This window comes from Comamonas sp. 26, from assembly GCF_002754475.1.
Classification (GTDB): domain Bacteria; phylum Pseudomonadota; class Gammaproteobacteria; order Burkholderiales; family Burkholderiaceae_C; genus Comamonas.
On record NZ_PEFL01000002.1, the window covers coordinates 502,793 to 529,252 of the forward strand.

The 26,460-nt window shown below is 56.9% G+C and carries 26 protein-coding genes and 1 tRNA gene; 10 read left to right on the plus strand and 17 right to left on the minus strand.

Annotated elements, in window-relative coordinates:
* Window positions 1-10: 10 nt before the first annotated feature.
* Entirely contained in the window at window positions 11-1,753 is a 1,743-nt protein-coding gene (locus tag CLU84_RS16855; RefSeq protein ID WP_099738597.1) for a proline--tRNA ligase, read from the minus strand.
* Between the two features lie 94 nt (window positions 1,754-1,847).
* On the opposite strand from CLU84_RS16855, the gene CLU84_RS16860 reads away from it, so the two are divergent.
* Window positions 1,848-2,546 carry an RNA pyrophosphohydrolase gene (locus CLU84_RS16860; protein ID WP_099738598.1) on the plus strand — a complete coding sequence of 233 codons (699 nt, stop codon included), beginning with the start codon at window positions 1,848-1,850 and terminating at the stop codon, window positions 2,544-2,546.
* Window positions 2,547-2,601: 55 nt separating this feature from the next.
* On the opposite strand, the gene proB is transcribed toward CLU84_RS16860, so the two are convergent.
* The 4 genes from proB to rplU all read right to left on the minus strand — a co-directional run bounded on the left by proB (window position 2,602) and on the right by rplU (window position 5,696).
* Window positions 2,602-3,741: a glutamate 5-kinase gene (gene proB / locus CLU84_RS16865; RefSeq protein ID WP_099738600.1), complete on the minus strand. Its 1,140-nt coding sequence runs from the start codon at window positions 3,739-3,741 to the stop codon at window positions 2,602-2,604.
* Window positions 3,742-3,850: 109 nt separating this feature from the next.
* Window positions 3,851-4,966 (minus strand): Obg family GTPase CgtA, encoded by a 1,116-nt coding sequence (gene cgtA, locus CLU84_RS16870; protein WP_099738602.1) that lies wholly within the window; start codon window positions 4,964-4,966, stop codon window positions 3,851-3,853.
* 146 nt (window positions 4,967-5,112) lie between these two features.
* Window positions 5,113-5,370 (minus strand): 50S ribosomal protein L27, encoded by a 258-nt coding sequence (gene rpmA / locus CLU84_RS16875; RefSeq protein ID WP_099738603.1) that lies wholly within the window; start codon window positions 5,368-5,370, stop codon window positions 5,113-5,115.
* Between the two features lie 14 nt (window positions 5,371-5,384).
* The gene (gene rplU, locus CLU84_RS16880; protein WP_099738605.1) at window positions 5,385-5,696 is read right to left on the minus strand and encodes a 50S ribosomal protein L21; all 312 of its coding nucleotides are present in this window, start codon (window positions 5,694-5,696) and stop codon (window positions 5,385-5,387) included.
* A gap of 238 nt (window positions 5,697-5,934) precedes the next feature.
* Between rplU and CLU84_RS16885 the strand changes: the two genes are divergently transcribed.
* The 7 genes from CLU84_RS16885 to CLU84_RS16915 all read left to right on the plus strand — a co-directional run bounded on the left by CLU84_RS16885 (window position 5,935) and on the right by CLU84_RS16915 (window position 12,745).
* Window positions 5,935-6,864, plus strand: coding sequence for a polyprenyl synthetase family protein (locus CLU84_RS16885; protein ID WP_099739091.1), 930 nt, complete (start codon window positions 5,935-5,937; stop codon window positions 6,862-6,864).
* Between the two features lie 244 nt (window positions 6,865-7,108).
* Window positions 7,109-8,848 carry a type IV-A pilus assembly ATPase PilB gene (gene pilB, locus CLU84_RS16890; RefSeq protein ID WP_099738607.1) on the plus strand — a complete coding sequence of 580 codons (1,740 nt, stop codon included), beginning with the start codon at window positions 7,109-7,111 and terminating at the stop codon, window positions 8,846-8,848.
* A gap of 23 nt (window positions 8,849-8,871) precedes the next feature.
* Entirely contained in the window at window positions 8,872-10,089 is a 1,218-nt protein-coding gene (locus tag CLU84_RS16895; RefSeq protein WP_099738609.1) for a type II secretion system F family protein, read from the plus strand.
* A complete protein-coding gene (locus tag CLU84_RS16900; protein WP_099738610.1) occupies window positions 10,089-10,958 on the plus strand; it encodes an A24 family peptidase in 870 nt (289 codons plus the stop codon). Before CLU84_RS16895 ends, CLU84_RS16900 begins: the two co-directional genes overlap by 1 nt.
* Before the next feature lie 5 nt (window positions 10,959-10,963).
* A complete protein-coding gene (gene coaE, locus CLU84_RS16905) occupies window positions 10,964-11,590 on the plus strand; it encodes a dephospho-CoA kinase (RefSeq protein WP_099738612.1) in 627 nt (208 codons plus the stop codon).
* Window positions 11,591-11,679: 89 nt separating this feature from the next.
* On the plus strand, window positions 11,680-12,435 hold the full coding sequence (zapD, locus tag CLU84_RS16910) for a cell division protein ZapD (protein ID WP_099738614.1): 756 nt from the start codon (window positions 11,680-11,682) through the stop codon (window positions 12,433-12,435).
* Between the two features lie 100 nt (window positions 12,436-12,535).
* Window positions 12,536-12,745: a DNA gyrase inhibitor YacG gene (locus CLU84_RS16915; RefSeq protein ID WP_099738616.1), complete on the plus strand. Its 210-nt coding sequence runs from the start codon at window positions 12,536-12,538 to the stop codon at window positions 12,743-12,745.
* 113 nt (window positions 12,746-12,858) lie between these two features.
* Here the strand turns inward: CLU84_RS16915 and CLU84_RS16920 are convergent, their stop codons facing one another.
* The 4 genes from CLU84_RS16920 to secA form a co-directional block, all read right to left on the minus strand.
* Complete coding sequence (locus tag CLU84_RS16920; protein ID WP_099738618.1) at window positions 12,859-13,323, minus strand: NUDIX domain-containing protein; 465 nt, start codon at window positions 13,321-13,323, stop codon at window positions 12,859-12,861.
* Window positions 13,324-13,337: 14 nt separating this feature from the next.
* Window positions 13,338-14,273: an ATP-binding protein gene (locus tag CLU84_RS16925; protein WP_099738620.1), complete on the minus strand. Its 936-nt coding sequence runs from the start codon at window positions 14,271-14,273 to the stop codon at window positions 13,338-13,340.
* A gap of 225 nt (window positions 14,274-14,498) precedes the next feature.
* Window positions 14,499-15,728, minus strand: coding sequence for a bifunctional glutamate N-acetyltransferase/amino-acid acetyltransferase ArgJ (gene argJ, locus CLU84_RS16930; RefSeq protein ID WP_099738622.1), 1,230 nt, complete (start codon window positions 15,726-15,728; stop codon window positions 14,499-14,501).
* Window positions 15,729-15,992: 264 nt separating this feature from the next.
* A complete protein-coding gene (gene secA / locus CLU84_RS16935) occupies window positions 15,993-18,752 on the minus strand; it encodes a preprotein translocase subunit SecA (protein ID WP_099738624.1) in 2,760 nt (919 codons plus the stop codon).
* A gap of 328 nt (window positions 18,753-19,080) precedes the next feature.
* Between secA and CLU84_RS16940 the strand changes: the two genes are divergently transcribed.
* A complete protein-coding gene (locus CLU84_RS16940) occupies window positions 19,081-19,389 on the plus strand; it encodes a hypothetical protein (RefSeq protein WP_099738626.1) in 309 nt (102 codons plus the stop codon).
* 104 nt (window positions 19,390-19,493) lie between these two features.
* Here the strand turns inward: CLU84_RS16940 and CLU84_RS16945 are convergent.
* The 6 genes from CLU84_RS16945 to petA form a co-directional block, all read right to left on the minus strand.
* Window positions 19,494-19,569 (minus strand) — tRNA-Thr (locus tag CLU84_RS16945).
* Window positions 19,570-19,671: 102 nt separating this feature from the next.
* Window positions 19,672-20,205, minus strand: a complete 534-nt coding sequence (locus tag CLU84_RS16950) for a ClpXP protease specificity-enhancing factor (RefSeq protein WP_099738627.1) — start codon at window positions 20,203-20,205, stop codon at window positions 19,672-19,674.
* Between the two features lie 99 nt (window positions 20,206-20,304).
* The gene (locus CLU84_RS16955; RefSeq protein WP_099738629.1) at window positions 20,305-20,916 is read right to left on the minus strand and encodes a glutathione S-transferase N-terminal domain-containing protein; all 612 of its coding nucleotides are present in this window, start codon (window positions 20,914-20,916) and stop codon (window positions 20,305-20,307) included.
* A gap of 99 nt (window positions 20,917-21,015) precedes the next feature.
* Complete coding sequence (locus tag CLU84_RS16960; RefSeq protein ID WP_099738631.1) at window positions 21,016-21,771, minus strand: cytochrome c1; 756 nt, start codon at window positions 21,769-21,771, stop codon at window positions 21,016-21,018.
* Window positions 21,772-21,788: 17 nt separating this feature from the next.
* On the minus strand, window positions 21,789-23,204 hold the full coding sequence (locus CLU84_RS16965; protein ID WP_099738633.1) for a cytochrome bc complex cytochrome b subunit: 1,416 nt from the start codon (window positions 23,202-23,204) through the stop codon (window positions 21,789-21,791).
* A gap of 14 nt (window positions 23,205-23,218) precedes the next feature.
* The gene (gene petA, locus CLU84_RS16970; protein ID WP_099738635.1) at window positions 23,219-23,821 is read right to left on the minus strand and encodes a ubiquinol-cytochrome c reductase iron-sulfur subunit; all 603 of its coding nucleotides are present in this window, start codon (window positions 23,819-23,821) and stop codon (window positions 23,219-23,221) included.
* Between the two features lie 149 nt (window positions 23,822-23,970).
* Between petA and mscL the strand changes: the two genes are divergently transcribed.
* On the plus strand, window positions 23,971-24,405 hold the full coding sequence (gene mscL / locus CLU84_RS16975; protein ID WP_099738637.1) for a large conductance mechanosensitive channel protein MscL: 435 nt from the start codon (window positions 23,971-23,973) through the stop codon (window positions 24,403-24,405).
* A 95-nt stretch (window positions 24,406-24,500) separates the two neighbouring features.
* Here the strand turns inward: mscL and pdxA are convergent, their stop codons facing one another.
* On the minus strand, window positions 24,501-25,565 hold the full coding sequence (gene pdxA / locus CLU84_RS16980) for a 4-hydroxythreonine-4-phosphate dehydrogenase PdxA (protein ID WP_099738639.1): 1,065 nt from the start codon (window positions 25,563-25,565) through the stop codon (window positions 24,501-24,503).
* Window positions 25,566-25,635: 70 nt separating this feature from the next.
* Complete coding sequence (locus tag CLU84_RS16985; RefSeq protein ID WP_099738641.1) at window positions 25,636-26,388, minus strand: Nif3-like dinuclear metal center hexameric protein; 753 nt, start codon at window positions 26,386-26,388, stop codon at window positions 25,636-25,638.
* Window positions 26,389-26,460: the final 72 nt, after the last annotated feature.

Sequence of the window (26,460 nt, forward strand, 5' to 3'; positions counted from 1 at the left end):
ATACAGCAGCTTACAAGCCCAAACGGCTCTTGAGGTGGTTCAGCACCTCATTCGTCGCCAGCTTTGTAGCTTCTGTGTCACGGCGCTGCTGGTACTCGACCACGCCTTCCTTCAGACCACGGTCACCCAGCACCACGCGGTGGGGCACACCAATCAGCTCCCAGTCGGCCAGCATGGCACCTGGGCGCTCGTCGCGGTCGTCCAGAATCACGTCCACACCCAGAGCCAGCAGGGCGTCGTACAGCTTGAAGGCTTCTTCCTTCACCGCTTCGCTGCGGCCCATGCCGATGGGGCAGATCACCACGGTGAACGGCGCAATCGCGTCGGGCCAGATGATGCCGCGCTCGTCGTGGTTCTGCTCAATGGCAGCCGCCGGCAGACGGGTCACGCCAATACCGTAGCAACCCATTTCGAAGTGCTGTGGCTTGCCGTTGTCACCCAGGAAGGTGGCATTCATGGCCTGCGAATACTTGGTGCCCAGGTAGAACACATGGCCGATTTCAATGCCGCGCTCAATCGCCAGCTCGCCAGCGCCGTCGGGGGACTTGTCGCCAGCCACTACGTTGCGCAGGTCGGCAATCACGGCAGGCTCGGGCAGATCACGGCCAAAGTTCACGCCGGTGATGTGGAAGTCTTCTTCGTTGGCACCGCAGATCCAGTCAGCCATCACGGCCACATCGCGGTCCACCACGATGTTCACAGGCTTCTTCAAGCCAATGGGGCCCAGATAACCGGGCTTGCTGCCGAAGTGGTCTTCGATCTCGGACACAGATGCAAAGCGGAAGCCAGTCAGGCCTTCAACCTTGCCAACCTTGATCTCATTCATCTCGTGGTCGCCGCGCAGCAGCAGCAGCCAGACTTGCGTCTTGACGATCAGGCCCTTGTCGTCCAGCTCGTCGGTGGCCAGCACCAGCGACTTGACGGTCTGGCTCAATGGCAGACCCAGCTGAGCCGCCACGGCTTCGCAAGTGCTGTTACCGGGGGTTGCGACCTTTTCCATCGCCTTGGCGGCTGCAGGACGGGCCTGTGTGGGAGCCAGAGACTCGGCCTTTTCGATATTGGCCGCGTAGTCGCTCTGTGAGCAGTAGACGATAGCGTCTTCACCCGTCGAAGCAATCACCTGGAATTCTTCGCTCAAATCGCCGCCGATGGCACCGCTGTCCGCACGCACGGCGCGGTATTGCAGGCCAAAGCGATCAAAAATGCGCTTGTAGGCTTCGCGCATGGTCTGGTAGCTGATCTGGGCGGTATCGCGATCCTTGTCGAAGGAGTAAGCGTCCTTCATGATGAATTCGCGGCCGCGCATCAGGCCAAAGCGCGGACGGCGCTCATCGCGAAACTTGGTCTGGATTTGGTAGAGGTTCTTAGGCAGCTGCTTGTAGCTCTTGAACTCCTGACGGGCGATATCGGTCACCACTTCTTCGGAAGTGGGCTGAACAATGAAGTCGCGGCCATGGCGGTCTTGAATACGCAGCAGCTCGGGGCCCATCTTTTCGAAGCGACCGGTCTCCTGCCACAGCTCGGCAGGCTGTACCACAGGCATGGTGGTTTCAATGGCACCGGCACGGTTCATTTCTTCGCGCACGATGGCCTCGACCTTGCGAATCACGCGCAAGCCCATGGGCATGTAGTTGTAGATACCCGCACCCAGCTTTTTGATCATGCCAGCCCGTGTCATGAGCTTGTGGCTGACCACTTCAGCGTCGGCCGGAGCTTCTTTGAGGGTGGAGATGAGAAATTGGGAGGCTTTCATGGAACTGGCAATTCAGTGGAAATAGGCATGGCCCGCTTGTCGATCACAAGGGGCCATGCATAATGAACACAATTCAAAAATTTGGGGTTTGATTATGCTTGACCGGGACGGTTTTCGCCCGAACGTCGGCATCATCCTGCTCAACCAAAGAAACCAGGTGTTCTGGGGAAAACGCATTCGCACCCACAGCTGGCAGTTTCCGCAAGGTGGTATTGACCGGGGCGAGACGCCCGAGCAGGCCATGTTCCGTGAACTGCACGAGGAGGTGGGGCTGAAGCCCAATCACGTTCGCGTGGTTGCCCGCACTAGGGACTGGTTGCGCTATGAGGTGCCAGACAGGTATATCCGCCGCGACGCTCGCGGGCATTACAAAGGCCAGAAGCAGATATGGTTTTTGCTTCAATTGGTCGGGCACGACTGGGATTTAAACCTTCGTGCGACTGACCACCCCGAGTTTGATGCCTGGCGCTGGAACGATTACTGGGTTCCACTCGATGTCGTCGTAGAGTTCAAACGCGGTGTGTATGAGATGGCTCTGACCGAGCTGGCGCGGTTTCTGCCGCGAGGCGAGCAGCAGCGCAATCGTTATCTGCGCAGTGGCATGCGGCCACGCGAGCAGGAGACAGGCCAGCCAGGCGCAGTGCCATCTGCGCATCAGACACCGGCTCTGTATCCCGCACGAACTGGAAGCTTTCGCATCAATCCAGGTATCGAGCTGCCGCCCGGCGCCAGTTTTGACCCGGATCCGCAAACAAACATCAACAATCAGCAAGACAACAAGCCTTTGCAATGAAAAAAGCCGTAATGCATCACCTGCATTACGGCTTTTTTGTTGAAGCAACAGACGCTCAGAGCCCTGCCACCACCATATTGTCGCGGTGCATCATCTCTGGGCCAGCCGAGTATCCAAGCAGTGACTCAATCTCTGAAGAGCTCTTGCGGCACAGCAGCCTTGCCTCGGCGCTGGCATAGCTGGCCAGACCACGGGCAATCTCAACACCGCCCTCATCGCGCACGGCAATCACTTCACCGCGAGAGAAGTCGCCCTCCACCGCAATCATGCCGATGGGCAGCAGGCTCTTGCCTTCGTCTCGCAGCTTGAGCGCAGCGCCTGCATCCACCGTCACCGAGCCGCGCAGCTGCAGATGGTCGGCAATCCACTGTTTGCGCGCCTGCGTCTTGTGCGTATGCGTCATCAACAAAGTGCCAATCGATTCACCACGCGTCAGGCGCAGCAGCACGTCTTTTTCACGCCCCCAGGCAATCACCGTTGATGCACCCGAGCCGGCGGCGCGCTTGGCCGCCAGAATCTTGGTGATCATGCCGCCGGTGCCAATGGAAAGGCCCGCGCCGCCCGCCATGGCCTCCAGCTCAGGGTTGCCAGCTTCGGCCACGTCGATGAACTTGGCATCGGGGTTCTTGCGCGGGTCAGCGCTGTAGAGGCCGCGCTGATCGGTCAAGATCACCAGTGCATCCGCCTCAACCAGATTGGCGACCAGTGCCCCCAGCGTGTCGTTGTCACCAAAGCGGATTTCATCGACGACGACCGTATCGTTCTCGTTGATGACAGGCACCACGCCCAGCTGCAGCAGCGTGAGCAGCGTGGTGCGCGCGTTCAGGTAGCGTTCACGGTCAGCCAGGTCGGCATGGGTCAGCAGCACCTGCGCGCTGGGCACACCCTCTTCGCGCAGCTTGGTCTCGTACATCTGGGCCAAGCCCATCTGCCCAACAGCGGCAGCGGCCTGCAATTCATGCACCACGGTCGGGCGCGTGGCCCAGCCTAGGCGCTTCATGCCTTCGGCAATAGCACCGCTGGAGACCATGATGACTTCGCGCTTGACGCCATCTTTGCCTTGCACCAGAGCCGCCAGCTGACGACTCCACTCCTCAATGGCCGCCTCATCCAGCCCTCGACCTTCATTGGTCACCAGACTGGAGCCGACCTTGACCACGATGCGATGTGCATCACGCAACACATTGGAAGACATGAGGATTTACAGTGTTTTAGGCCTCTAACGCTTATGCATCAAGCGCTAAAAGCTATGAAATTAAAAGCAAAACAGCGCACCAAGTGCGCTGCAGGGTATACCGCCTAGCTTATTCCGGATCGTAGGATGCGAAACGGGGATCGGTCATATCCAACTCAGAATCCTCGCCTCCCACAAAACGGGGATCCACTTCCTTCGGAGCCTGCTCAGACAGCTGCTGGTTGTGCACATGTTCGAAGATTTTGCGGATCAGCGGCTCGCAGCCTTCGCGGGTCAGCGCCGAGATCTCATAGACCGGGCCCTTCCACTTGAAGCGCTTGACGAAGTCCTTGACCTTGGCTGCGCGCTCTTCCACGGGAACCATGTCCAACTTGTTGAGCACCACCCAGCGCGGCTTGTTGTAGAGGTCTGCGTCGTATTTCTTCAGCTCGCTCACAATGGCCTTGGCCTGCTCGACAGGGTCCACGCCTTCGTCAAACGGTGCGATATCCACAACATGCAGCAGCAGACGCGTGCGCTGCAGGTGGCGTAGGAATAGGTGACCCAGGCCAGCACCTTCAGAGGCGCCTTCGATCAGACCCGGAATATCGGCAACCACAAAGCTCTGCTCAGCAGCCACACGCACCACACCCAGATTGGGGTGCAAGGTGGTGAAAGGATAGTCCGCAATCTTGGGGCGCGCATTGGACACGGCTGTGATGAAAGTGGACTTGCCCGCATTGGGCATACCCAGCAGGCCCACGTCGGCCAGCACCTTCAGCTCCAGCTTCAGATTGCGACGTTCGCCGGGAAAGCCGGGGGTCTTCTGGCGTGGAGCGCGGTTGATAGCGCTCTTGAAGCGCAGATTGCCAAAACCACCATCGCCGCCCTTGGCAATGGTGATGACCTGTCCGGCCTCCAGCAATTCAAACAGCACTTCGCCGGTATCGGCATCGCTGATGATGGTGCCCACGGGCATGTTCAGCGTAATGTCGTCGCCCGCAGCGCCAAACATATCGGAACCCATACCGTGCTGACCACGCTTGGCATCGTGACGACGCGAGTAGCGATAGTCCACCAGCGTGTTCAGGTTCTCGTCGGCCACGGCATACACGTGACCGCCACGGCCACCGTCACCACCGTCGGGGCCGCCAAATTCTTTGTATTTTTCGTGCCGGAAAGACACGCACCCATTGCCACCGTCACCAGCGGAAATGTCGATAAAAGCTTCGTCAACGAACTTCATAAGGCATCCAGTCTACAAAATCAGTGTGCACCAGAAGCCTCAGGTCACACTTTTACGTGATCAATTCCATGCCCCACCTGTCAACTGGAGCTTTTTCAAACAACAAAGCCCCGACAAGTCGGGGCTTTGTTGGAGTCAAATACGACTTATGCAGCCGAGATGTTGACTGTTTGCTTGGACAGAGCGCCCTTCACTGCGAACGACACGTGGCCGTCAACGAGTGCAAACAGGGTGTGATCCTTGCCCACGCCCACGTTCTCACCGGGGTGGAACTTGGTGCCGCGCTGACGCACGATGATGGAACCAGCTGTAACCAGCTCGCCACCAAAGGCTTTCACGCCCAGCATTTTTGGCTTGGAATCACGTCCATTGCGCGTAGAGCCGCCGCCTTTTTTCTGTGCCATGACTCAGCTCCTATTTAAGCAGCAATTGCCACGATTTGCAGTTCGGTGAACTGTTGACGGTGGCCTTGACGTTTTTGATAGTGCTTACGACGACGCATCTTGAAGATGTGCACTTTGTCGTGCTTACCGTGAGCAACAACAGTTGCCTTCACAGTTGCGCCGGACACCAGGGGAGCGCCGATCTTGATTTCGGAGCCGTTGCCGACTGCCAAAACTTGATCGATCACAATTTCCTGGCCTACGTCCGCAGCAATCTGTTCTACTTTAATTTTTTCGCCAGCAGCAACACGATATTGCTTGCCGCCGGTTTTTATGACCGCGTACATGTAAACCTCTTTACTTTGAGAGTTCTGCAGACGAATTTCCACAGAGCCAGCGATTCTAACACGCACTGAAAAATCACGCTCAAATCAACCCCACAGAGACCGCAAGCAAGCCCCGCGCAAGTCATCAATGAAAAAAGAGCAACACTCTATTTCTATAATCCTTGATCCACTTGGCGGTTCAATCACCTTGACTACAGAAATTTCCACATCCAATCCGCTTGCCCTGATCGCAGATGACATGCGTGAAGTGGATATTGTCATTGCGCAGCGATTGACAACCAGCGTTCCTCTGATTGCACAGATCTCCCAGTACATCATTGCGGCGGGCGGCAAACGTTTGCGCCCTGCGCTGCTGCTCTTGATCAGTGGTGCTCTTGGTTACCAAGGCAAAAACAAGTACACCCTGGCAGCGGTGGTGGAGCTGATTCATACCGCCACCCTGCTGCATGACGATGTGGTGGACGAATCCACGCTGCGCCGCGGCCGTGCAACGGCCAATGAGACGTTTGGCAACCCTGCCAGCGTCTTGGTGGGCGACTTTCTGCACACACGCTCCTTCCAGATGATGGTGGAAGTGGGCAGCATGCGCGTGCTGCGAATCCTGTCGGACGCCACCAATGTGATTGCTGAAGGTGAAGTTCAGCAGCTCATCAACACCCATGACGCATCGCTGGATGAGGCAGGCTATCTGCATGTCATTCGCTCCAAGACCGCCCAGCTCTTTGAAGCCAGTGCCCAATTGGCCGCTGTCCTGGCAGATGCACCTGCCGAAATTGAGCAAGCCTGCGCCGCCTACGGTCAGGCCTTAGGCACCGCCTTCCAGATCATTGACGATGTACTGGACTACACAGGCAACGCGCAGGAAATGGGCAAAAACCTGGGCGATGACCTGCGCGAAGGCAAATGCACTCTGCCACTGATTGCTGCCATGCAACGCGGCACTCCCGAGCAAGCAGCAATTGTTCGCAGTGCCATTGAACAAGGCTCAACCGACCAACTGGATGCCGTTGTTGAAATCGTGCGCAACACAGGTGCTCTGGACATTGCCAGAGCTGCCGCTCACAGCGAAGCCCTGCGCGCCATCGATGCTCTGGCAGCATTACCAAGCAACGCGCACACTGCCAGCTTGCTTGAACTGGCATCTCAGCTACTGGAGCGCCGCACCTGACTCAACAGCTGAGCAGCACACTACATGGGCGCATGGGCGGCCGTTTCGCTGGGCAGAATGCATCGCTCGAAACAAGAGATCCAAGACGGGTGTCTTAAGCTCAATCCATGCAGGCTTTATCACCGTTTCTTGAGCCACATTCAAATGCGTTGCTTTGTCGCCCGTATGCAACTTTGCCTCATCCTTTGAGCAACCACAAGAATGGTAGGATAAGTCTTCCCCTTACCCTCTCAGAACCGGATACATGGCTGCTGCCGATAACCTGCAAAAACCCTCTGCTGCCCCCATCGCCATCCCCGGCCTGGGCAGAGCTCTGATTTCAGCAGGCAAAGTTTCCCAGCAAGCAGCCGAGGCAGCAGTCAAGAAGGCCGCGACAAGCCGCACACCCTTCATCACTGAACTCAGCCAGTCCGGCGAAATCAGTGCACTGGAAATCGCGGAAACCATTTCCACCATGTTCAGCACACCATTACTGGACCTGAATGCTATTGATACCCAGCAACTCCCTCGCGAACTGCTGGACCCAAAGATCAGCACTACCTACCGCGTACTGGCCCTGACCAAGCGCGGAAACCGGATCACTGTCGCTACAGCAGACCCGACACAGCAAGAGGCCGCTGAGCAGATCAAGTTCACGACCCAGTTACTGGTTGACTGGGTTGTCGTCGAAGCAGACAAGCTTCAAAAGCTGATCGACCAGACAGGCAAAAGCGTCAGCGAATCTCTGGACAGCTACTCCAGCTCGGGCGATTTCGATTTTGATGACGTCAAAATCGAAGATGCACCCGAAGAAAAAGACAACATTGGCGCGGACGTTGAAGATGCGCCCGTCGTCAAGTTCCTGCACAAGATGCTGCTGGACGCCTTCAATATGCGCGCCTCGGACTTGCACTTTGAACCTTACGAGCACAGCTACCGTGTGCGATTTCGCGTGGATGGTGAGTTGCGTGAAATCGCATCTCCTCCTATCGCGATCAAGGACAAGCTGGCCTCACGCATCAAGGTGATCTCGCGTCTGGATATTTCAGAAAAGCGCATCCCGCAAGACGGCCGCATGAAGCTCAAAGTCGGGCCTGACCGAGTTATCGACTTTCGCGTGAGCACACTCCCCACTTTGTTTGGCGAGAAGATCGTGATCCGTATTCTCGACCCAAGCTCTGCCAAGATGGGTATCGAGGCACTGGGCTACGAGCCCGAAGAAAAAGAGCGCCTGCTCAAGGCCATCAAGCGCCCTTATGGAATGATTCTGGTGACCGGCCCTACGGGTTCGGGAAAAACGGTTTCACTCTACACATGTCTGAACCTGCTTAACCAGCCCGGCGTCAACATTGCCACGGCTGAAGACCCTTCCGAAATCAACATGCCTGGCGTCAATCAGGTCAATGTGAACGAGAAGGCGGGCCTGACCTTTGCGGCAGCCCTGAAGTCCTTTCTGCGTCAGGATCCAGACATCATCATGGTGGGTGAAATCCGCGATCTGGAAACAGCAGACATTTCTATCAAGGCTGCGCAAACCGGCCACTTGGTGCTATCTACGCTGCACACGAATGATGCACCGACCACACTAACGCGCATGCGCAACATGGGGATTGCGCCCTTCAATATTGCCTCCAGCGTGATTCTGATTACCGCGCAGCGACTCGCCCGCCGCCTGTGCCCTCAATGCAAAGAGCCTGCTGATATTCCGCATGACGCTTTACTTGAAGCCGGCTACAACGAAGATGAACTGGATGGCAGCTGGACCAGCTACAAGCCCGTCGGCTGCCCCGCCTGCAATAACGGCTACAAAGGTCGTGTCGGCATCTATCAGGTCATGCCAATCAGCGAAGAGATGCAGCGCATCATCTTGCGTGATGGCAGCGCATTGGAAATCGCAGCCCAATCCAAGGCGGAAGGCGTCCGCTCATTGCGGGCCTCGGGCCTACACAAAGTTAAATTAGGACAGACCTCACTCGAAGAAGTGCTGGCTGTTACCAACGAGTAAAACAATACCAGCGAGGGAACGCCATGGCAACCACAGCGTCCAAGGGAATCAAGGAATCTCTCTTTGAGTGGGAGGGCAAAGACCGCAACGGGAAAGTCGTACGTGGTGAAACACGTGCCGGCGGAGAAAACCAGATTCAGGCTATGCTCCGCCGCCAAGGCGTGACACCCTCCAAGATCAAAAAGCGCCGAACCCGTGGCGGCAAAAAGATCAAGCCGAAGGATATTGCCCTGTTTACCCGCCAGCTGGCGACCATGATGAAGGCTGGCGTCCCACTGCTGCAGTCTTTTGACATTGTGGGCCGTGGTAATACCAACCCCAACGTCACCAAACTACTCAACGATATCCGACTGGATGTAGAGACCGGTACTTCGCTGAGCACCGCTTTTCGCAAGTTCCCTCTGTACTTCGACAGCCTCTACTGCAACCTGGTTGAAGCCGGTGAGGCGGCCGGTATTTTAGAGGCGCTGCTGGACCGGCTTGCCACCTATATGGAAAAGACGGAGGCCATCAAGTCCAAGATCAAATCCGCGCTGATGTACCCCATCTCAGTCATGATCGTGGCGTTTGTCGTGGTAGCAGTCATCATGATTTTCGTGATCCCAGCATTCAAGGAAGTCTTCACCTCGTTCGGAGCCGACCTTCCTGCACCAACGCTGATCGTCATGGGGATCAGTGAGTACTTTGTGCAGTACTGGTGGCTTATTTTTGGTGTGATCGGCGGCGGCGGTTACTTCTTCATGCAGGCCTGGAGGCGTAATGAGCGCGTTCAGCAGTTCATGGATCGCACCATGCTCAAGCTCCCTATCTTCGGGGTGCTGATCGAAAAATCCTGCGTGGCACGCTGGACTCGTACGCTCTCGACCATGTTTGCGGCTGGCGTTCCGCTGGTCGAGGCTCTAGACTCCGTAGGCGGCGCATCGGGCAACTACCTCTACCAAACCGCGACTGACAAAATTCAGCAGGAAGTGTCCACCGGCACCAGCCTGACAGCAGCCATGGCCAATGCCAATATTTTCCCCTCCATGGTGCTGCAAATGTGTGCCATCGGTGAAGAATCTGGCTCCATCGACCACATGCTGGGCAAAGCCGCTGACTTCTACGAAAGTGAAGTCGACGAAATGGTCGCAGGCCTATCCAGCCTGATGGAGCCCATCATCATCGTCTTCCTAGGCACACTGATTGGCGGCATTGTGGTGTCCATGTATCTGCCTATCTTCAAGCTGGGTCAAGTGGTCTGATGATTTCCGAAATTGCATTGAATGCTGCAGCGGGCGGCGTGCTGGGCCTGCTGATTGGTAGTTTTTTGAACGTCGTGATTCACCGCATTCCTCGCATGATGGAACAGGAGTGGCATGACGAATGCGTGCAATGGGCTGAGGAACAAAAAGAAAAAGGTTCAAAGATTGAGCTTGCACCTGCTCAGCCCTCCATCACACTCAGCAAGCCGCGATCGCGCTGCCCCCATTGCGGGCATCAAATTGTCTGGTACGAAAATATTCCCGTACTCAGCTACCTTTTTCTGCGCGGTCGCTGCGCTGAATGCAAAAAGCCCATCAGCCTGCGCTATCCAGCCATAGAGCTAGTCTGCGCCGCACTGTTCGCCTTCTGCCTCGCCCGCGATGGCCTCACACCAACCGGCTTTGCCTGGTGCGGGTTCAGCGCTGCCCTGCTGGCTCTGGCAATGATTGACTGGGACACTACCTTTCTGCCTGACTCCATCACCCTGCCATTGCTGTGGGGTGGACTGCTTGCATCTGCTCTGCAATGGACTTCCGTGCCACTGCTCAACTCCTTCTGGGGCGCTGTCGCAGGCTATATGTCGCTATGGCTGATCTTCTGGGCTTTCAAGCTAGCAACCGGCAAAGAAGGCATGGGCTACGGCGACTTCAAGCTCTTTGCCGCGCTGGGTGCCTGGTTTGGCTGGCAGGCACTAGTGCCCATCATTCTCATGGCCTCAGTCGTGGGCGCCATCATCGGCATCGCCCTCAAGATCAATAGCAAGCTGCGCGAAGGTGGCTATATCCCGTTTGGCCCCTTCCTGGCAGGCGGCGGCTTTGTGAGCCTGATATGGGGTCCTCAGGCCATCTTGGGCTTTGTGGGCCTGTAAAACCCATGCATGCTGCACCCTCTGCCTCTCCTTTCCGACTCGGCCTGACCGGCGGTATTGGCAGCGGTAAAAGTACGATCGCCCAGCGCTTGCGAGAGTGCGGTGCCACGCTGATTGATGCAGACCATATCTCACGCAGCCTGACAGCCATTGGTGGTGCCGCTCTGCCTAACATTGCGCAGTCCTTTGGTACAGACCTGATTGATACCCAAGGCGCCCTCAACCGCGCACGCATGCGCGAGCTGGTTTTTGCAGACCCAAAAGCTCGCCAGCAACTCGAAGGCATTCTTCACCCCCTGATTGCCGAGCAAACCCGCCAGCAACATGAAGCTGCAATTGCTGCGGGCAGCAAACTCATTGTTCACGACATTCCTTTGCTGGTGGAGTCTGGCCACTGGCGCGGCAAGCTTGATGGAGTACTCGTTGTGGATTGCCGCGAAAGCACTCAAGTGGAGCGCGTCATGGCGCGTAGCGGCCTGACGCAAGATGCTGTGCAAAACATCATTGCCGCTCAGGCCACGCGTGTGCAGCGGCTGGCTGTCGCCGATTGGGTGCTCTACAACGACGAAGGCATCACAATCGATTCCCTCAACGCATATACCGATCAAATCGCTGCATGGTTCGGGCTATGATGCGCGTCATGGGGCTTGGCCTGTGCGTGTGATCGCCGCATGTGCACGTTAACCGCTGATTCCTGTGCGCCCCTAGGAGCCCAGCAAACGTGATCCTGTACGAATATCCTTTTAACGAGCGTCTGAGAACCTATCTGCGCCTTGAGCAGTTGTATCGCCGACTGAGCGAGTTGCTGACCCGCGCGCATGCTGTTGATCATCACTTTGTGCTGATCACTATCTTCGAGATCATGGATGTGGCGTCGCGCAGCGATCTGCGCGCCGATGTCCTCAAGGATCTGGAGCGCCAGAAGAACCTGCTCGACGTTCTGCGCGACAACCCCGATATTTCCCAGCACATGCTGCATCAGGTGGCGCGCCAGGTCGAAATCTGCTTTACCACCATCAATGCGCAAAGCGGCAAGGCCGGTCAGGCGCTGACTGAAAACGACTGGCTGATGTCCATACGCAGCCGCGTGTGCATACCAGGCGGCACCTGCAGTTTTGACCTGCCGGCCTATCACGCCTGGCTGAGCCTGGACCCACGCTTTCGCCAGCGCGACCTGGAGGACTGGGCTTCCGAGCTGACCCCGCTAGGCCAGTCGCTGGAGCTGATACTGCAGCTGCTGCGCGAAACCGGTATCCCCCAGCGCGTAGCTGCCGAACAAGGCGTGTTCCAGCAAGCCATGCCTGCGGGCCGCAGCTTTCAATTGCTGCGCTTGCGCATAGACCCTCACCTCAATCTGGTGCCCGAAATCAGCGGCAACCGCTTGCTGGTGTCCGTGCGCCTGCTCAAGCTGGCCAGCGGCTGCAAGCCCCAGCCCAGCAACGATGATGCTTCTTTTGAGCTGACGCTCTGCGCCTGAGCCTCGTCGCCTGCCTTCATGTACGTTGAGCCGCTGATTGCGGCTCAATTGCTTTCAGGGTCAGTCCACCCGTTTTTTCCAGCTGTGATACACCTGCACCATGAGCACTGACAACCAATCCCCCACCATGGTGAAATGCCCCACCTGCGGTGGCCCCAGCGTTTTTATGCCGACCAACAAATTCCGGCCTTTCTGTAGCGAGCGCTGCCGCAACATCGATCTGGGTGCCTGGGGCAATGAAGAGTTCCGGGTACCCGCCCAGACTCCGCCCGAAGATGCACCATTTGGCGACCCGCGCACCGAAGCCTGAGCCTATTAAGAAAAGAGCGCCTTGCGCTTGATACGTCTAGATTTCAGACTCCATAAAGCCTGAAGTAGAGATATATCAAGCGCAAGGCGCTCTTATTTTTGAAGCAACCTACGTCAAGCTTTGGGCTGACTGGCCTCGTAATAGCTCTGATCGAACAACAGGCCGCGCTCTTCGCTAAGCCATTGCAGCACAGGGTAAGAGCCGGGCAAGACCGGCGCCACATCCAGCGGCAATTGCTGCCATGCCATTTGCTGACCTTCACGCATCTCAAACTCACCCGACCACTGCATCACCTTGCACCAGTGCAGTCGTACCAGCGCATGCGGGTAATCATGCTCGGTCACCTTCCATGCATGGGCCGTGCCAATGGTCACGCCTAGCTCCTCAATCAGCTCGCGGCGCAGGGCCTGCTCGACGGTCTCGCCCTCTTCCAGCTTGCCACCCGGAAACTCCCAGTAGCCGGCATACGGCTTGCCAGCTGGGCGGCTGGTAATCAACAGCGCGCCATCGGATTCGCGCAGCAGCACGCCCACGGCTACGTCAGTGTGCTTGCGTTGCACCTGTGTTTCAGCAGTCACATCAAACTCTTTCTTTACTCAAGATCCGCTTCTTCAGCCAGACCATCGACATCTGCGATGCGCTTATTCACGACCACAGGGCGCTCATTGCGGCCCGCATAGTCGCGTGCAAACTGGTGAGCCACACGACCGCTGCGCGAGCCGCGCTCCAGCGCCCAGACCAGAGCCTCGGGCCGAGCTGCTTCAATCGTCGCCGCATCCATGCCCAGCGCCGACAGCCACTGCGCCACCACGCGCAGGTATTCGTCCTGGCTGAAGGGATAGAAGCTGACCCACAGGCCAAAGCGCTCAGACAGAGAAATCTTCTCCTCCACCACTTCGCCGGGGTGAATTTCGCCGTTCTCGCTTTTTTGCTGCGCCAGATTGTCCGTCATGTACTCGGGCAACAGGTGACGGCGGTTGCTGGTGGCATAAACCAACACATTGGCCGTAGCGGCGGAGACCGAGCCATCCAGCATGGACTTCATGGCCTTGTAGCCGGGCTCCCCTTCTTCAAAGCTCAGGTCATCGCAGTAGATGATGAACTTCTCGGGGCGACTGGCCACCACGTCGACGATATCGGGCAGATCGGTCAGATCAGCCTTGTCCACCTCAATCAGGCGCAGGCCTTGCGGCGCATAGCTGTGCAAGCAGGCACGAATCAGCGAAGACTTGCCTGTACCACGCGCGCCCGTCAGCAGCACATTGTTGGCCGTGCGGCCACTGACAAACTGCTCGGTATTGCGTGCAATCTTCTCCTTTTGCACGTCAATATTCTGCAAATCAGACAGTTGCATGGCACCCACATGGCGTACAGGCTCCAGCACGCCGCAGCCATTGGCGCGCTTGCGGTAGCGCCAGGCGATGGCGTCATTCCAGTCTGCAGGCGCTTGCAAGGGCTGGGGCAGCACGGATTCAATACGCTGCATCAGTTGCTCGGCACGTTCAACCAAGCGCTCCAAAGGGTTCATTACATCTTGCACTGCTCAATCTCCATCTCTATTTTTATAGCTGCCAGCGCTAACCAGATATAAGCTTTAAGCTCAAATCAGCCTAGAACCCAATAAATATTGACGCTAGTGCTTCTAAATTTGATAGCCCACAGCGCTTAAGCCCCACGCACACTGCGCAGCGAGGCTGTCATCCCCTCCCGCTTAGCGAGAGAGAGGGAAAGCGCAAAGCGCCTCAGGGGTGATTCAAGAACGGTAATCGGCGTTGATGGTCACGTACTCGTGACTCAGATCGCAAGTCCACACGGTCTGCACCGCATCGCCTCGGCCCAGCGACACGCGCACCAGGATTTCCTGCTGCTTCATCACACGCTGGCCGTCTTCTTCCTTGTAGGAAGGGTTGCGGCCACCGTTGACCACCACATGCACATCATCCAGATGCAGATCAATTTTGGTCTGATCCAGATCGGCAATGCCCGCATAACCCACTGCGGCCAGAATGCGGCCCAGATTAGGGTCGGAAGCAAAGAACGCGGTCTTGACCAGAGGCGAATGAGCGATGGAGTACGCAGCCAGTCGGCATTCCTCTTCGTTCTTGCCGCCTTCAACCTTCACTGTAATGAATTTCGTAGCGCCTTCCCCATCACGCACAATAGCTTGAGCCAGTTTTTGTGCAACTTCCAGCAGCGCAGCCTTGAGCTGTTCGCCTTCGGTGCTGGTCAGCGACGCGATCTGCGCATTGCCCGCCTTGTGGGTGGCGATCAGCACAAACGAGTCATTGGTGGAGGTATCGCCATCAATGGTCACGCGGTTGAAGGAGCCATCGGCCAGTTGCTTCACCAGCGGCTGCAGCAACTCAGGTGCAATGACGGCATCTGTCGCCAAAAAGCCCAGCATGGTGGCCATATTGGGGCGAATCATGCCCGCGCCCTTGCTGATGCCGGTGATGGCGATGGTCTTGACACCAATGCTCACACTGCGGCTGAAGGCCTTGGGCAGCGTGTCGGTGGTCATGATGCCTTCGGCAGCCGTGCCCCAGTTATCGGCCTTGGCGGCAGCGATGGCTTTGGGCAGACCGGCGACAATGCGGTCCACGGGCAGCTCCTCCATGATCACGCCGGTGGAGAAAGGCAGAATCTCGCCCGCCTTCAGGTTCAGCTCCTTAGCCATCGCATCGCAGGTAGCGCGCGCATTGGCCAGACCTGCAGCGCCCGTGCCCGCGTTGGCATTACCGGTGTTGATCACCATGGCGCGGACGGCGGTAGTCGCAGCCAGATGCTCCTGACAAATCTGCACGGGAGCCGCGCAAAAGCGGTTCTGCGTGAACACACCAGCGACCGATGCACCTTCATCCAACAAGAACACCGTCAGGTCCTTGCGATTGGCCTTGCGCACACCGGCTTCGGTAATGCCGATGCGAACGCCATTGATCGCCAGCAGATCAGCAGCAACAGGGGCGGAGAGATTCACGGGCATTGCAATAGTCCTTGTGATTGAGAGAAAATGCGCTCCATTATCGGAACAATCGAGGGCACGCCGGGCTTTATTCGCATTGCCTATGTAAAAAGCCACGGCACAAATGCAAACACGGGCCTGAGCCCGTGTTGTAAGTGTCGCCTGCCCCTTGATCAACCACAGGCCCAGGCCAGAGGCACCAAGCAAGGGCCGCACTGCAGCGAAGCTGTCATCACCTTCCCGCGTAGCGAGAGAGTGGGAAGGCGCAAAGCGCCTCAGGGTTGATCAGGACAGCTTGCCGTGGCAAAGCTTGAACTTCTGACCGCTACCGCAAGGGCAAGGGTCGTTGCGGCCCACGTGCACGCCTTCTGGCAAGGCCAGAGGTTCGGCCAGCGTCATATCGTCCTCAATGCTCATGGCTTCGGTTTCCGAAGGCGAGGCATAGCTCATGTGTCCCAGACTCTGCGCACCACGCTCGTTCATGGCCACAGCGGCTTCGTCCATCTCTTCGGGTGAGCGCACCTGCACGGTCATCAGCACGCGCGTGACTTCGGTCTTGACCTGATCGATGAGCTGACGGAACAGCTCGAACGCTTCGCGCTTGTATTCCTGCTTGGGCTGCTTCTGGGCATAGCCGCGCAGGTGAATGCCCTGGCGCAGATAGTCCAGCGCCGCCAGGTGGTCACGCCAATTAGTGTCAAAGCTCTGCAGCAGCACAGCACGCTGGAATTGCGTGAAGTTTTCCTGACCGATCACAGCCACCTTGGCTTCGAACATGTCGTGTGCAGCCTTGACGACCTTTTCCAGAATCTCTTCGTCAGTAATGGATTCAGAGGCCGAGACTTCTTGCTGCAGCGGCAGCTCAATCTGCCACTCGCTGGCCAGTACCTTTTCGAGACCGGGGATATCCCACTGTTCTTCCATGGACTCTGCAGGCACGTAGTGACGCACCAGATCGGTAATCACGTCTTCGCGCATAGCGGCCAGCATGCCGCTCAGATCGGTCGAATCCAGAATGTCGTTGCGCTGTTGGTAGATGACCTTGCGCTGGTCGTTGGAGACGTCGTCGTACTCCAGCAATTGCTTGCGCATGTCGAAGTTACGGGCTTCCACCTTGCGCTGGGCCGATTCGATGGAGCGGGTCACGATACCCGCTTCAATCGCTTCGCCCTCGGGCATCTTCAGGCGATCCATGATGGCCTTGACGCGGTCACCCGCAAAAATCCGCATCAGCTGGTCATCCAGGCTCAGATAGAAGCGCGAAGAACCGGGGTCACCTTGGCGGCCCGAACGACCACGCAACTGGTTGTCGATACGGCGCGACTCATGGCGCTCGGTGGCAATGATGCGCAGACCGCCCAGAGCCACGACCTTGTCGTGAGCCACTTGCCAGTCGGCACGCAGCACTTCGAGCTTGCGCTGACGCTCAGACTCGCTCAGCGACTCATCGTTTTCAATGGCCGCGACTTCCTTGTCGATATTGCCGCCCAGCACGATGTCGGTACCACGACCCGCCATATTGGTGGCGATGGTGATCATGCCTTCGCTGCCAGCCTGGGCAATGATGTCCGCTTCGCGGTCATGCTGCTTGGCATTCAGCACCTGGTGCGGCAGGCCTTCCTTTGTGAGCAGATCGTCGATGATTTCGGAGTTCTCGATCGACGTTGTACCCACCAGCACGGGCTGGCCGCGCTCGTAGCACTCACGGATATCCATGATTGCGGCAGCGTACTTTTCCTTGGTGGTCTTGTAGACGCGGTCGAGCTGATCTTGACGTTTGCTGGGGCGATTGGGCGGAATCACCATGGTCTCCAGACCATAGATTTCCTGGAATTCGTAGGCTTCGGTATCGGCCGTACCGGTCATGCCCGACAGCTTCTTGTACAGACGGAAGTAGTTCTGGAAGGTGATCGAGGCCATGGTCTGGTTCTCGGCCTGAATGACCACACCTTCCTTGGCTTCCACGGCCTGGTGCAGACCATCACTCCAGCGACGGCCAGCCATCAGACGGCCGGTGAACTCGTCCACGATCACGATTTCATCGTTCTGCACCACATAGTGCTGATCACGGAAGTACAACTGGTTGGCACGCAACGCTGCGTACAGGTGGTGCACCAGAGAAATATTGGAGGGGTCGTAGAGCGACGAGCCTTCAGCAATCAGGCCGGCATGGCTCAGCAGGCGCTCAGCCGCTTCGTAACCCTGATCGGTCAGGTAAACCTGATGCGACTTCTCATCCACAGTGAAGTCGCCGGGCTTGGTGACTCCTTCGCCCGTGCGAGGGTCAGCCTCGCCTTCTTGGCGCACCAGATTGGGCACAATTTTGTTCATGGCCACATACATGGCCGTGTGATCTTCGGCAGGGCCAGAGATGATCAGTGGCGTACGGGCTTCATCGATCAGGATGGAGTCCACCTCATCGACGATGGCGTAGTTCAGCACGCGCTGCACACGATCATTGGGCTCATAAACCATGTTGTCGCGCAGGTAGTCGAAGCCGTACTCGTTGTTCGTACCGTAGGTAATGTCGGAGTTGTACGCCTGCTGCTTGTCTTCACGCGACAGGTTAGGCAGGTTGATACCGACCGACAGACCCAGGAAGTTGTACAGACGCGCCATGGTCCGGGCATCGCGGCTGGCCAGGTAATCGTTGACGGTCACCACGTGCACACCTTCGCCAGCCAGAGCGTTCAGATACACGGGCAGCGTGGCGGTCAGCGTCTTGCCTTCACCGGTACGCATTTCAGCAATCTTGCCGTAATGCAGCGCCATGGCACCCAGCATCTGCACGTCAAAGTGACGCATCTTCATGACGCGCTTGGAGCCCTCGCGTACCACGGCAAATGCCTCTGGCAGCAGGTCATCCAGGGCTTCACCCTTAGCGACGCGATCTTTGAACTCCTGCGTCTTGGCGCGCAATGCCTCATCGCTGAGCTTTTCGTACTCAGGCTCCATCGCATTGATGCGAGCGACTGTTTTACGGTATTGCTTGAGCAACCGGTCATTGCGGCTGCCGAACAGTTTGGTGAGGAAATTGGTGGCCATGCGTACGTAGGCACATTACTTCTTGCTTCAAATGCAACAAGCAATGTGTCCAGAATCCCTTGATTGTTGGTCTCAGATGGGGCCGTCCCAAAGACAGTCAAGAGCCACACACAAAAAGTGATGAAAACCTCTTGGCACGCCAAATACAGGAACAGGACCAAAAAATGATTCTAACCGCGCAAACCTGCCTTGGTTTTTCGCTGTTTTAGCGTCTGCTAAGGGATTGCGCTGGAACGTGGGAATAGCCAGCCCCACAGCCTTCATTCAGGGCTGGGATAAGCTTGGACCCACTCGTTGATCAAACTATCCCCAACCGTCAGCCCTTCGCATGACCATTGTTCGCCGCCATCACGCTGTTACCGCCATCAATGCCATGGAGTCTTCTCCCACATTGGCGCGCTTGGCTGCGCTAACACAGGACTCCAGTAACCGACTTAAAGCCGTGCTCCCACTAATCCCGCCAATGCTTCGCATGAGCTTGCAGGCCGGGCCTATTGAAGATGACAGCTGGTGCGTGATCGTGAAAAATAATGCCGCTGCCGCTAAAGTGCGCCAACTACTTCCAGCAATGGCCGCTCATCTGCGCACCAAAGGCTGGGACGTGAGAACCATCCGTATCAAGGTACAGACCCAATAAAGCTGTTTTAGAAGCAAGAAAACGCAAAAGGTCTCCAAAAAGACCTTTTTATTGTTTGAAGCAAAGAAAAAGCCCACATGCTTTCACATGTGGGCTTATCTATTTGGTGCCGGTTGTCGGAATCGAACTGACGACCTACCGCTTACAAGGCGGGTGCTCTACCAACTGAGCTAAACCGGCGAAGTCTGAATTCTAACGTAGAAAAATAGACCTAAAAGAAGAAACCCGAAAAATCTTGAATTTGGCAGTAAAAACTAGAAATTCTGGATCTCATGCATTCCTTTACTTCACGCGCGTCAGCGTGGGGCGACCACCTGCGGGTGGAGGGGTACGAGGCGTGTCATCGCCATCCGCCCCATCGGCATCTACCTTGACGGGAACCAACTGCACCACACGTTCATCAACTGCATGCTCTTGGGCAGACTCGGTGATCTGCTCAGCATCTTGCTCCGAAGCATCCGTGACTTTTTCGTCCTCATCGTCTTCCAGCTCATCACCTTCAGGCTGGAAAGCCATGCCTTGGCCAGTCTCGCGTGCATAGATGGCCATTACGTTCGCCACGGGAACCATGATGTCTCTGGGCTTGCCACCGAAACGAGCCTTGAATTCCACGTATTCGTTGCCGATCAGCATGCCGCTGGTAGCGTCATAGCTGATATTGAGCACGATTTGTCCGTCGCGCACAAACTCGATGGGCACCTGAGTCGTGCGATCCACGCGCACGGCAATGTGCGGTGTGAGTCCATTGTCGTTACACCACTCAAACAGAGCCCGCAGCAGATACGGACGGGTTGAAGTCGTTTCAGGGGCTGTCATATCGTTTCCTGACGAGTCAATTCCAAAAGATTGCGAAGACAAAAAAGCGGGCAGATGAAGGAACTTCCTTCAGCATGCCCGCTCGGCGCTCATGTGCAATTACTTGCGCATGACCTTTTCAGAAGGTGTCAGCGCTTCAATGTAAGCGGGGCGCGAGAAGATGCGCTCGGCGTACTTGAGCAGAGGGGCTGCGTTCTTGGACAGCTCGATACCGTAGTAATCCAGACGCCACAACAGAGGAGCGATGGCCACGTCCAGCATGGAGAAGTTCTCGCCCATGATGAACTTGTTCTTCAAGAAGATGGGGGCCATCTGAGTCAGGCGGTCACGGATATGGGCGCGAGCCTTCTCCAGAGCCTTTTCATTGCCCTTGACGTTGCGCTCTTCCAGCGTGTTCACGTGAACGAACAGCTCTTTTTCAAAGTTCAGCAGGAACAGGCGCACGCGGGCGCGGTCCACTGGGTCGCCAGGCATCAGCTGAGGATGTGGGAAGCGCTCGTCAATGTACTCATTGATGATGTTGGACTCGTACAAAATCAGGTCGCGCTCGACCAGAATTGGCACTTGACCATAAGGATTCATCACGGCGATTTCTTCGGGCTTGCTGAACAAGTCCACATCGCGGATCTCGAAATCCATGCCTTTTTCAAACAGCACAAAGCGGCAGCGGTGTGAGAAGGGGCAAGTCGTTCCCGAATAAAGCACCATCATGGTGGAGACTCCTAAAAATCAAAAAGAGTGGGTTGCCCACGGCACCCCACTCTGCACTAACACGGTTTGGTGCAGATGGCATCTGCACGGCAGCAAAACTTACTTCACGTCTTTCCAGAACGCAGCATTCAGGCGCCAAGCCACAAAGATGAAGAAGCCCAGGAAAATCAGAACACCCACGCCGATACGGGTACGAGTATTCTGGGCTGGTTCTCCCATCCATTGCAGGTAATTGACCAGATCGCCAACGGTCTGATCGTACTGCACTGCGGTCATCTTGCCAGGGGACACCTGCTCCCAACCCTTAAAGACTTGGGTCTTAGTGCCATGGTCGTCATGCTCTTCAAAGATGGCGCGGCGCTCGCCTTGCAGCTCCCATAAGGCATGCGGCATACCTACGCTTGGAAAGGCGAGATTATTCCAGCCTGTGGCCTTGGTGTCATCTTTATAGAAAGTACGCAAGAAGGTATACAGGTAATCGGCACCTGAACCACCCGAGCCTGCACGCGAGCGCGCAATCACGGTCAGATCGGGCGGATTGGCACCAAACCACTCCTTGGCCTCCTTGGGGTCAATCGCAGCCTTCATGGTCTCGCCCACTTTGGTGGTCGTAAACAGAAGGTTGTCCTTGATTTCCTGCTCGGTCAGGCCAATGTCCTTCAGGCGGTTAAAGCGCATGAAAGCGGCAGAGTGACAGCTCAGGCAGTAGTTAACAAAGATCTTGGCGCCATTTTGCAAAGACGCCATGTCCGTGGTGTTGACCGGCGCCTTGTCCCAGTGAATGCCGCCCTCGGAGGCGTGAGCGCCCCCCACGATACCCAAGGCCGCAACCAGGGTCAGAATCAGTTTCTTCATTCTTATTCTCTCCCGCTTCAGTGTGGCTTGAAAGTCACGCGATCAGGCACCGGCTTGGGTTCACCCAAGCGGCTCCACCAAGGCATGAGCAGGAAGAAGCCAAAGTAGAACAGTGTTCCGACCTGAGACACCTTTTCACCAATGGGCGATGGAGGCTGAACGCCCAGGTAGGCCAGGACCACAAAGTTCACTACGAACACTGCGTACACATACTTGTGCCAGCTTGGACGGTAGCGAATCGACTTGACCGGGCTGCAATCGAGCCATGGCAAGGCAAACAGGATGATGACCGCACCACCCATGACCACGACGCCCCAGAACTTCGCATCAATGGACAGCATCATCGCAATCGCGCCCAGCGCAACCACGGCAACAGCGCCCTTGGCAAAGCCCGGCAGACGCGACTTCAACACACCGAAGCCAGCACCCAGCACCACGCAAGCGATCAGAACGTACATCATCTCGCCAGTAATGGCACGCAACATCGAATAGAAGGGCGTGAAGTACCAGACAGGCGCAATGTGATTAGGTGTCTTGAGCGAGTCAGCGGGGATGAAATTGTTGTACTCCAGGAAGTAACCGCCGAACTCAGGCGCAAAGAACACCACGGCCGAAAACAGAAACAGGAACACAGTGACGCCAAAAATGTCGTGCACGGTGTAGTAGGGGTGGAAGGGAATGCCATCCAGCGGGTTACCTTTGGCATCCTTGGGTGCGTTGGGACCCTTGATCTCAATGCCATCAGGGTTGTTGGAGCCCACATCGTGCAGCGCCAGCAAGTGCGCAACCACCAGACCCAGCAGCACCAGAGGCACAGCAATCACGTGGAAACTGAAGAAGCGGTTCAGCGTCGCATCACCCACCACATAGTCACCACGGATCAGCAAAGCCAGATCAGGACCAACGAATGGAATGGCCGAGAACAGGTTCACAATCACTTGGGCACCCCAGTACGACATCTGACCCCATGGCAGCAAGTAGCCCATGAAGGCTTCAGCCATCAGCACCAGGAAGATGGCGCAACCGAAGATCCAGACCAATTCTCGCGGTTTGCGGTAAGAGCCGTACAGAAGCCCCCGGAACATGTGCAGATAGACAACGACAAAGAACGCTGAGGCACCTGTCGAATGCATATAGCGGATCAGCCAGCCCCAGGGCACATCACGCATGATGTACTCGACCGAAGCGAACGCTTTATCAGCGTCTGGCTTGTAGTGCATCACCAGGAAGATCCCGGTGACGATCTGGATCACCAGCACCAGCAGCGCCAGCGAGCCGAAGATGTACCAGAAGTTGAAGTTTTTAGGAGCGTAGTACTCCGACATGTGGACGCGGTAGGCGTCGAACGCTGTCGGAAAACGGTTCTCCATCCAGTTCATAGCCTTCGCTCCAGTGGTGGAGTTCGGGTCAATTTGCTTGAATTCGTGGGCCATTGTTCTTGTCTCCCTCAGGCAGCCTTGGTGTCTTCACCAATCAGCAGCTTGGTGTCGGACAGATACATATGCGGCGGCACTTGCAGGTTGTCAGGTGCTGGCTTGTTCTTGAACACCCGGCCGGCCATATCAAAAGTCGAACCATGGCAAGGGCACAGGAAGCCGCCCTTCCAGTCAGCTGGCAGCGATGGCTGGGGGCCGGCTACAAACTTATCGGTTGGAGAGCACCCCAGGTGAGTGCAAATTCCCACCACAACCAGAACTTCTGGTTTGATAGAGCGCACGCCGTTCATCGCATAAGGCGGGGTGAACTCCTCAGGGTGGCGAGCGGAGGCCGGATCGGCCAGCTCGGCATCCAGAGTCGGCAACTCCTTGAGCTGCTCGGGTGTGCGCTTGATGATCCACACCGGCTTTCCTCGCCACTCAACAGTGAGCTTCTCACCGTCCTTGAGGTTAGAGATATCAACCTCTACAGCGGCACCTGCCGCTTTGGCTTTTTCAGAAGGCTGAAAGGAGCTCACAAAAGGGACGGCTGTCGCCACACCGCCCACGGCACCAGCACATGCTGACGTGATGATCCACGTGCGCTTGCTGGAGTCGACTGGAGAGTCACTCATGGATTTCCTCGAAGTACATCGCTTGATTTGGGGTCAACTGGGAATTCTAGCGGCGGGGTCATGGTTATTCCAGCCCCAGTCCGACGTTGACAAGTGCCAAAGTCACGCAATACTGCGCTATCTCAAACTCTCAGTGACTGGAACTGCTTATGGGCATGATGCAAGAATTCCGCGAATTCGCAATCAAGGGAAACGTGATGGATCTCGCCGTGGGCGTGATCATTGGCGGCGCATTCGGCAAGATCGTGGACTCGGTGGTCAGCGACTTGATCATGCCTCTGGTGGGCCTGGTCTTTGGCAAGCTGGACTTCTCCAACCTGTTCGTCGTGCTGGGCACGATTCCGGATGGAATTCCGCGCACCCTGGACGCCCTCAAGAAGGCCGGCGTCCCTGTATTCGCCTATGGCAACTTCATTACCGTGGCTGTCAACTTCCTCATCCTGGCCTTCATCATCTTCATGATGATCAAGCAGGTGAACCGCCTCAAGCGCGAAGCGCCTGCCGCAGCAGAGGAAGCACCCACTACGCCTGAAGACATTCAACTGCTGCGCGAAATCCGCGACAGCCTGAATCGCAAGCAATAAACGCTAGCGCCCATGAAAAAAGCCTGCCGGAGTCACTGCGGCAGGCTTTTTTCATGCTCTTTGCGATCTGAATCCTCCAGAAGACCTCTTATCGACTAACGGCTAAGGCTGCGCGCCATATGCACGGCTTCGAGCAAACTGGCTGCATCAGCCACGCCCTGCCCGGCAATATCAAAGGCCGTTCCGTGGTCTGGACTGGTGCGAACCAGCGGCAATCCAAGGGTGACGTTGACTCCTTTTTCCACACCCAAATATTTGACTGGGATCAACCCTTGGTCGTGGTACATCGCCAACACAACGTCGAATTCACTGGGATTGGAAGCGGTGCTGCGGGCTCGCATGAACACGGTATCGGGGGCAAAAGGGCCAGCAACGTCCATGCCTTCAGCCTGCGCCTGCGCAATGGCCGGGGCGATGATCTCAATCTCTTCTCGGCCAAAAATACCGCCCTCGCCTGCATGTGGATTGAGCCCCGCCACTGCAATGCGAGGAGAACGGCCCAAACTTTTACTCAGCGCCTGATGCGTGATGCGCAGAGTTTGCAGAACCTGCGGCTGGGTGACCGCATTGATGGCATCGCGCAGCGACACATGGATACTGACCAGCACGGTGCGCAGCTCATCGTTGGCCAGCATCATGCGTACGGGCATCTGCTCAAGGCCCACGCCCGCATGGGCTGCCGCCTCGGCCTGCAGCAGCTCGGTGTGGCCGGGGAAGGTCACGCCCGCCAGATGCAGTGCCTCTTTATGCAAAGGTGCTGTCACCAGCGCTGCAATGTCGCCCCGCAAAGCCGCCTGTGCAGCCCAGACCACGCATTGCGCTGCCGCCTGCCCTGCCTCTGCTGAAATTTGACCATAAGGCTGCGGCCCGGCCAGCCCCGGCAGGCTCAGCAAAGGGATAGTGCCTTCGGGTACAGACCAGACATCGGCAGGTGCACCAATCACCGCGACAGTCTGGGCCATGCCCGGCTCGCCGTTGGCAGCTCTGGCCGCCAGTGCCGTGGCGCGGCGCAGCGTCTGCAACTCGCCCACCACAAAGCAGCCGCGCATGGCCTGCGGTGTTGCCTTGAAGGCCTTGGCAATGATTTCCGGGCCAATGCCTGCGCAGTCACCTTGGGTGATGGCAATGGCTTGGGCAGTTGTTGATTCAGAAGCAGACATATAGATCAAAATTGCTTGTAGCCCATTATTGATAAGCGCAAGCAGCTATCAAAATGATGAACACCCGTTCTTATGCAGGGTTGTCAATCTCAATAAACTGGTGCTCCAGCCCGCACTCGCTGGCCACATGTGCGGCCACAGCCGGTGCTCCATAGCGCTCAGTCGCGTGGTGACCTGCGGCGATAAAGCTCACGCCCATCTCGCGGGCCAGATGCATCTGGGGCTCTGAAATTTCGCCAGTCACGTAGGCATCCGCCCCCGCTGCAATGGCGGATTCAAAAAAGCCTTGTGCGCCACCCGTGCACCAAGCCAGCTTGCGAATCGGCTTTTGTACATCACCACTCACCAGCGTGGCCTTGCGCCCCAGCACTGTCTGCACATGCTCAGTCAGCGCTGTGGCATCGGCAAAGTCCACATCAGCGAGCCAGCCAAGATTTTGATCGCCAAATGCAGCTTGGCCTTGGACGCCGAGCTTTAAGCCCAGTTGCGCGTTATTGCCCAGCTCAGGGTGCGCATCCAGCGGCAAATGATAGGCAAACAGATTGATGTCATGGGCCATCAACAGGCGGATTCGCTCTTTGAGCCAGCCCGTGATGCGCCCATCCATGCCTTTCCAGAACAGGCCATGGTGTACAAAGATCGCGTCTGCCTTGGCCTCAATCGCCGCCTCGATCAAGGCACGGCTGGCAGTCACGCCGCTGACGATGCGGCGAATTTCGCTCTTGCCTTCAACTTGCAGGCCGTTGGGCCCGTAGTCTTTGAAGCGCTCAGGCTGCAGCAGCCCATTGAAGACGGATAACAGGTGGTTTCGCTCAATGCTCATGCAGCAATTGTGACCGACAGAGCATGGCCCTGAGTGCACTCAGCCAAGCACAAAAAGGGCAGCCAAAGCTGC

What these genes read in the sequence shown, in the direction of transcription:
- CLU84_RS16960 (WP_099738631.1), bottom strand. Translation starts at nt 21,771, where the DNA reads ATGAAGAAACTGATTCTGACCCTGGTTGCGGCCTTGGGTATCGTGGGG.
- cgtA (WP_099738602.1), bottom strand. Translation starts at nt 4,966, where the DNA reads ATGAAGTTCGTTGACGAAGCTTTTATCGACATTTCCGCTGGTGACGGT.
- petA (WP_099738635.1), bottom strand. Translation starts at nt 23,821, where the DNA reads ATGAGTGACTCTCCAGTCGACTCCAGCAAGCGCACGTGGATCATCACG.
- mscL (WP_099738637.1), top strand. Translation starts at nt 23,971, where the DNA reads ATGGGCATGATGCAAGAATTCCGCGAATTCGCAATCAAGGGAAACGTG.
- CLU84_RS16950 (WP_099738627.1), bottom strand. Translation starts at nt 20,205, where the DNA reads ATGACAGCCCCTGAAACGACTTCAACCCGTCCGTATCTGCTGCGGGCT.
- CLU84_RS16860 (WP_099738598.1), top strand. Translation starts at nt 1,848, where the DNA reads ATGCTTGACCGGGACGGTTTTCGCCCGAACGTCGGCATCATCCTGCTC.
- CLU84_RS16900 (WP_099738610.1), top strand. Translation starts at nt 10,089, where the DNA reads ATGATTTCCGAAATTGCATTGAATGCTGCAGCGGGCGGCGTGCTGGGC.
- rpmA (WP_099738603.1), bottom strand. Translation starts at nt 5,370, where the DNA reads ATGGCACAGAAAAAAGGCGGCGGCTCTACGCGCAATGGACGTGATTCC.
- secA (WP_099738624.1), bottom strand. Translation starts at nt 18,752, where the DNA reads ATGGCCACCAATTTCCTCACCAAACTGTTCGGCAGCCGCAATGACCGG.
- pilB (WP_099738607.1), top strand. Translation starts at nt 7,109, where the DNA reads ATGGCTGCTGCCGATAACCTGCAAAAACCCTCTGCTGCCCCCATCGCC.
- proB (WP_099738600.1), bottom strand. Translation starts at nt 3,741, where the DNA reads ATGTCTTCCAATGTGTTGCGTGATGCACATCGCATCGTGGTCAAGGTC.
- CLU84_RS16985 (WP_099738641.1), bottom strand. Translation starts at nt 26,388, where the DNA reads ATGAGCATTGAGCGAAACCACCTGTTATCCGTCTTCAATGGGCTGCTG.
- CLU84_RS16895 (WP_099738609.1), top strand. Translation starts at nt 8,872, where the DNA reads ATGGCAACCACAGCGTCCAAGGGAATCAAGGAATCTCTCTTTGAGTGG.
- CLU84_RS16940 (WP_099738626.1), top strand. Translation starts at nt 19,081, where the DNA reads ATGACCATTGTTCGCCGCCATCACGCTGTTACCGCCATCAATGCCATG.
- CLU84_RS16915 (WP_099738616.1), top strand. Translation starts at nt 12,536, where the DNA reads ATGAGCACTGACAACCAATCCCCCACCATGGTGAAATGCCCCACCTGC.
- CLU84_RS16855 (WP_099738597.1), bottom strand. Translation starts at nt 1,753, where the DNA reads ATGAAAGCCTCCCAATTTCTCATCTCCACCCTCAAAGAAGCTCCGGCC.
- rplU (WP_099738605.1), bottom strand. Translation starts at nt 5,696, where the DNA reads ATGTACGCGGTCATAAAAACCGGCGGCAAGCAATATCGTGTTGCTGCT.
- CLU84_RS16965 (WP_099738633.1), bottom strand. Translation starts at nt 23,204, where the DNA reads ATGGCCCACGAATTCAAGCAAATTGACCCGAACTCCACCACTGGAGCG.
- argJ (WP_099738622.1), bottom strand. Translation starts at nt 15,728, where the DNA reads ATGCCCGTGAATCTCTCCGCCCCTGTTGCTGCTGATCTGCTGGCGATC.
- coaE (WP_099738612.1), top strand. Translation starts at nt 10,964, where the DNA reads ATGCATGCTGCACCCTCTGCCTCTCCTTTCCGACTCGGCCTGACCGGC.
- CLU84_RS16885 (WP_099739091.1), top strand. Translation starts at nt 5,935, where the DNA reads ATGCGTGAAGTGGATATTGTCATTGCGCAGCGATTGACAACCAGCGTT.
- CLU84_RS16955 (WP_099738629.1), bottom strand. Translation starts at nt 20,916, where the DNA reads ATGATGGTGCTTTATTCGGGAACGACTTGCCCCTTCTCACACCGCTGC.
- CLU84_RS16925 (WP_099738620.1), bottom strand. Translation starts at nt 14,273, where the DNA reads ATGAACCCTTTGGAGCGCTTGGTTGAACGTGCCGAGCAACTGATGCAG.
- pdxA (WP_099738639.1), bottom strand. Translation starts at nt 25,565, where the DNA reads ATGTCTGCTTCTGAATCAACAACTGCCCAAGCCATTGCCATCACCCAA.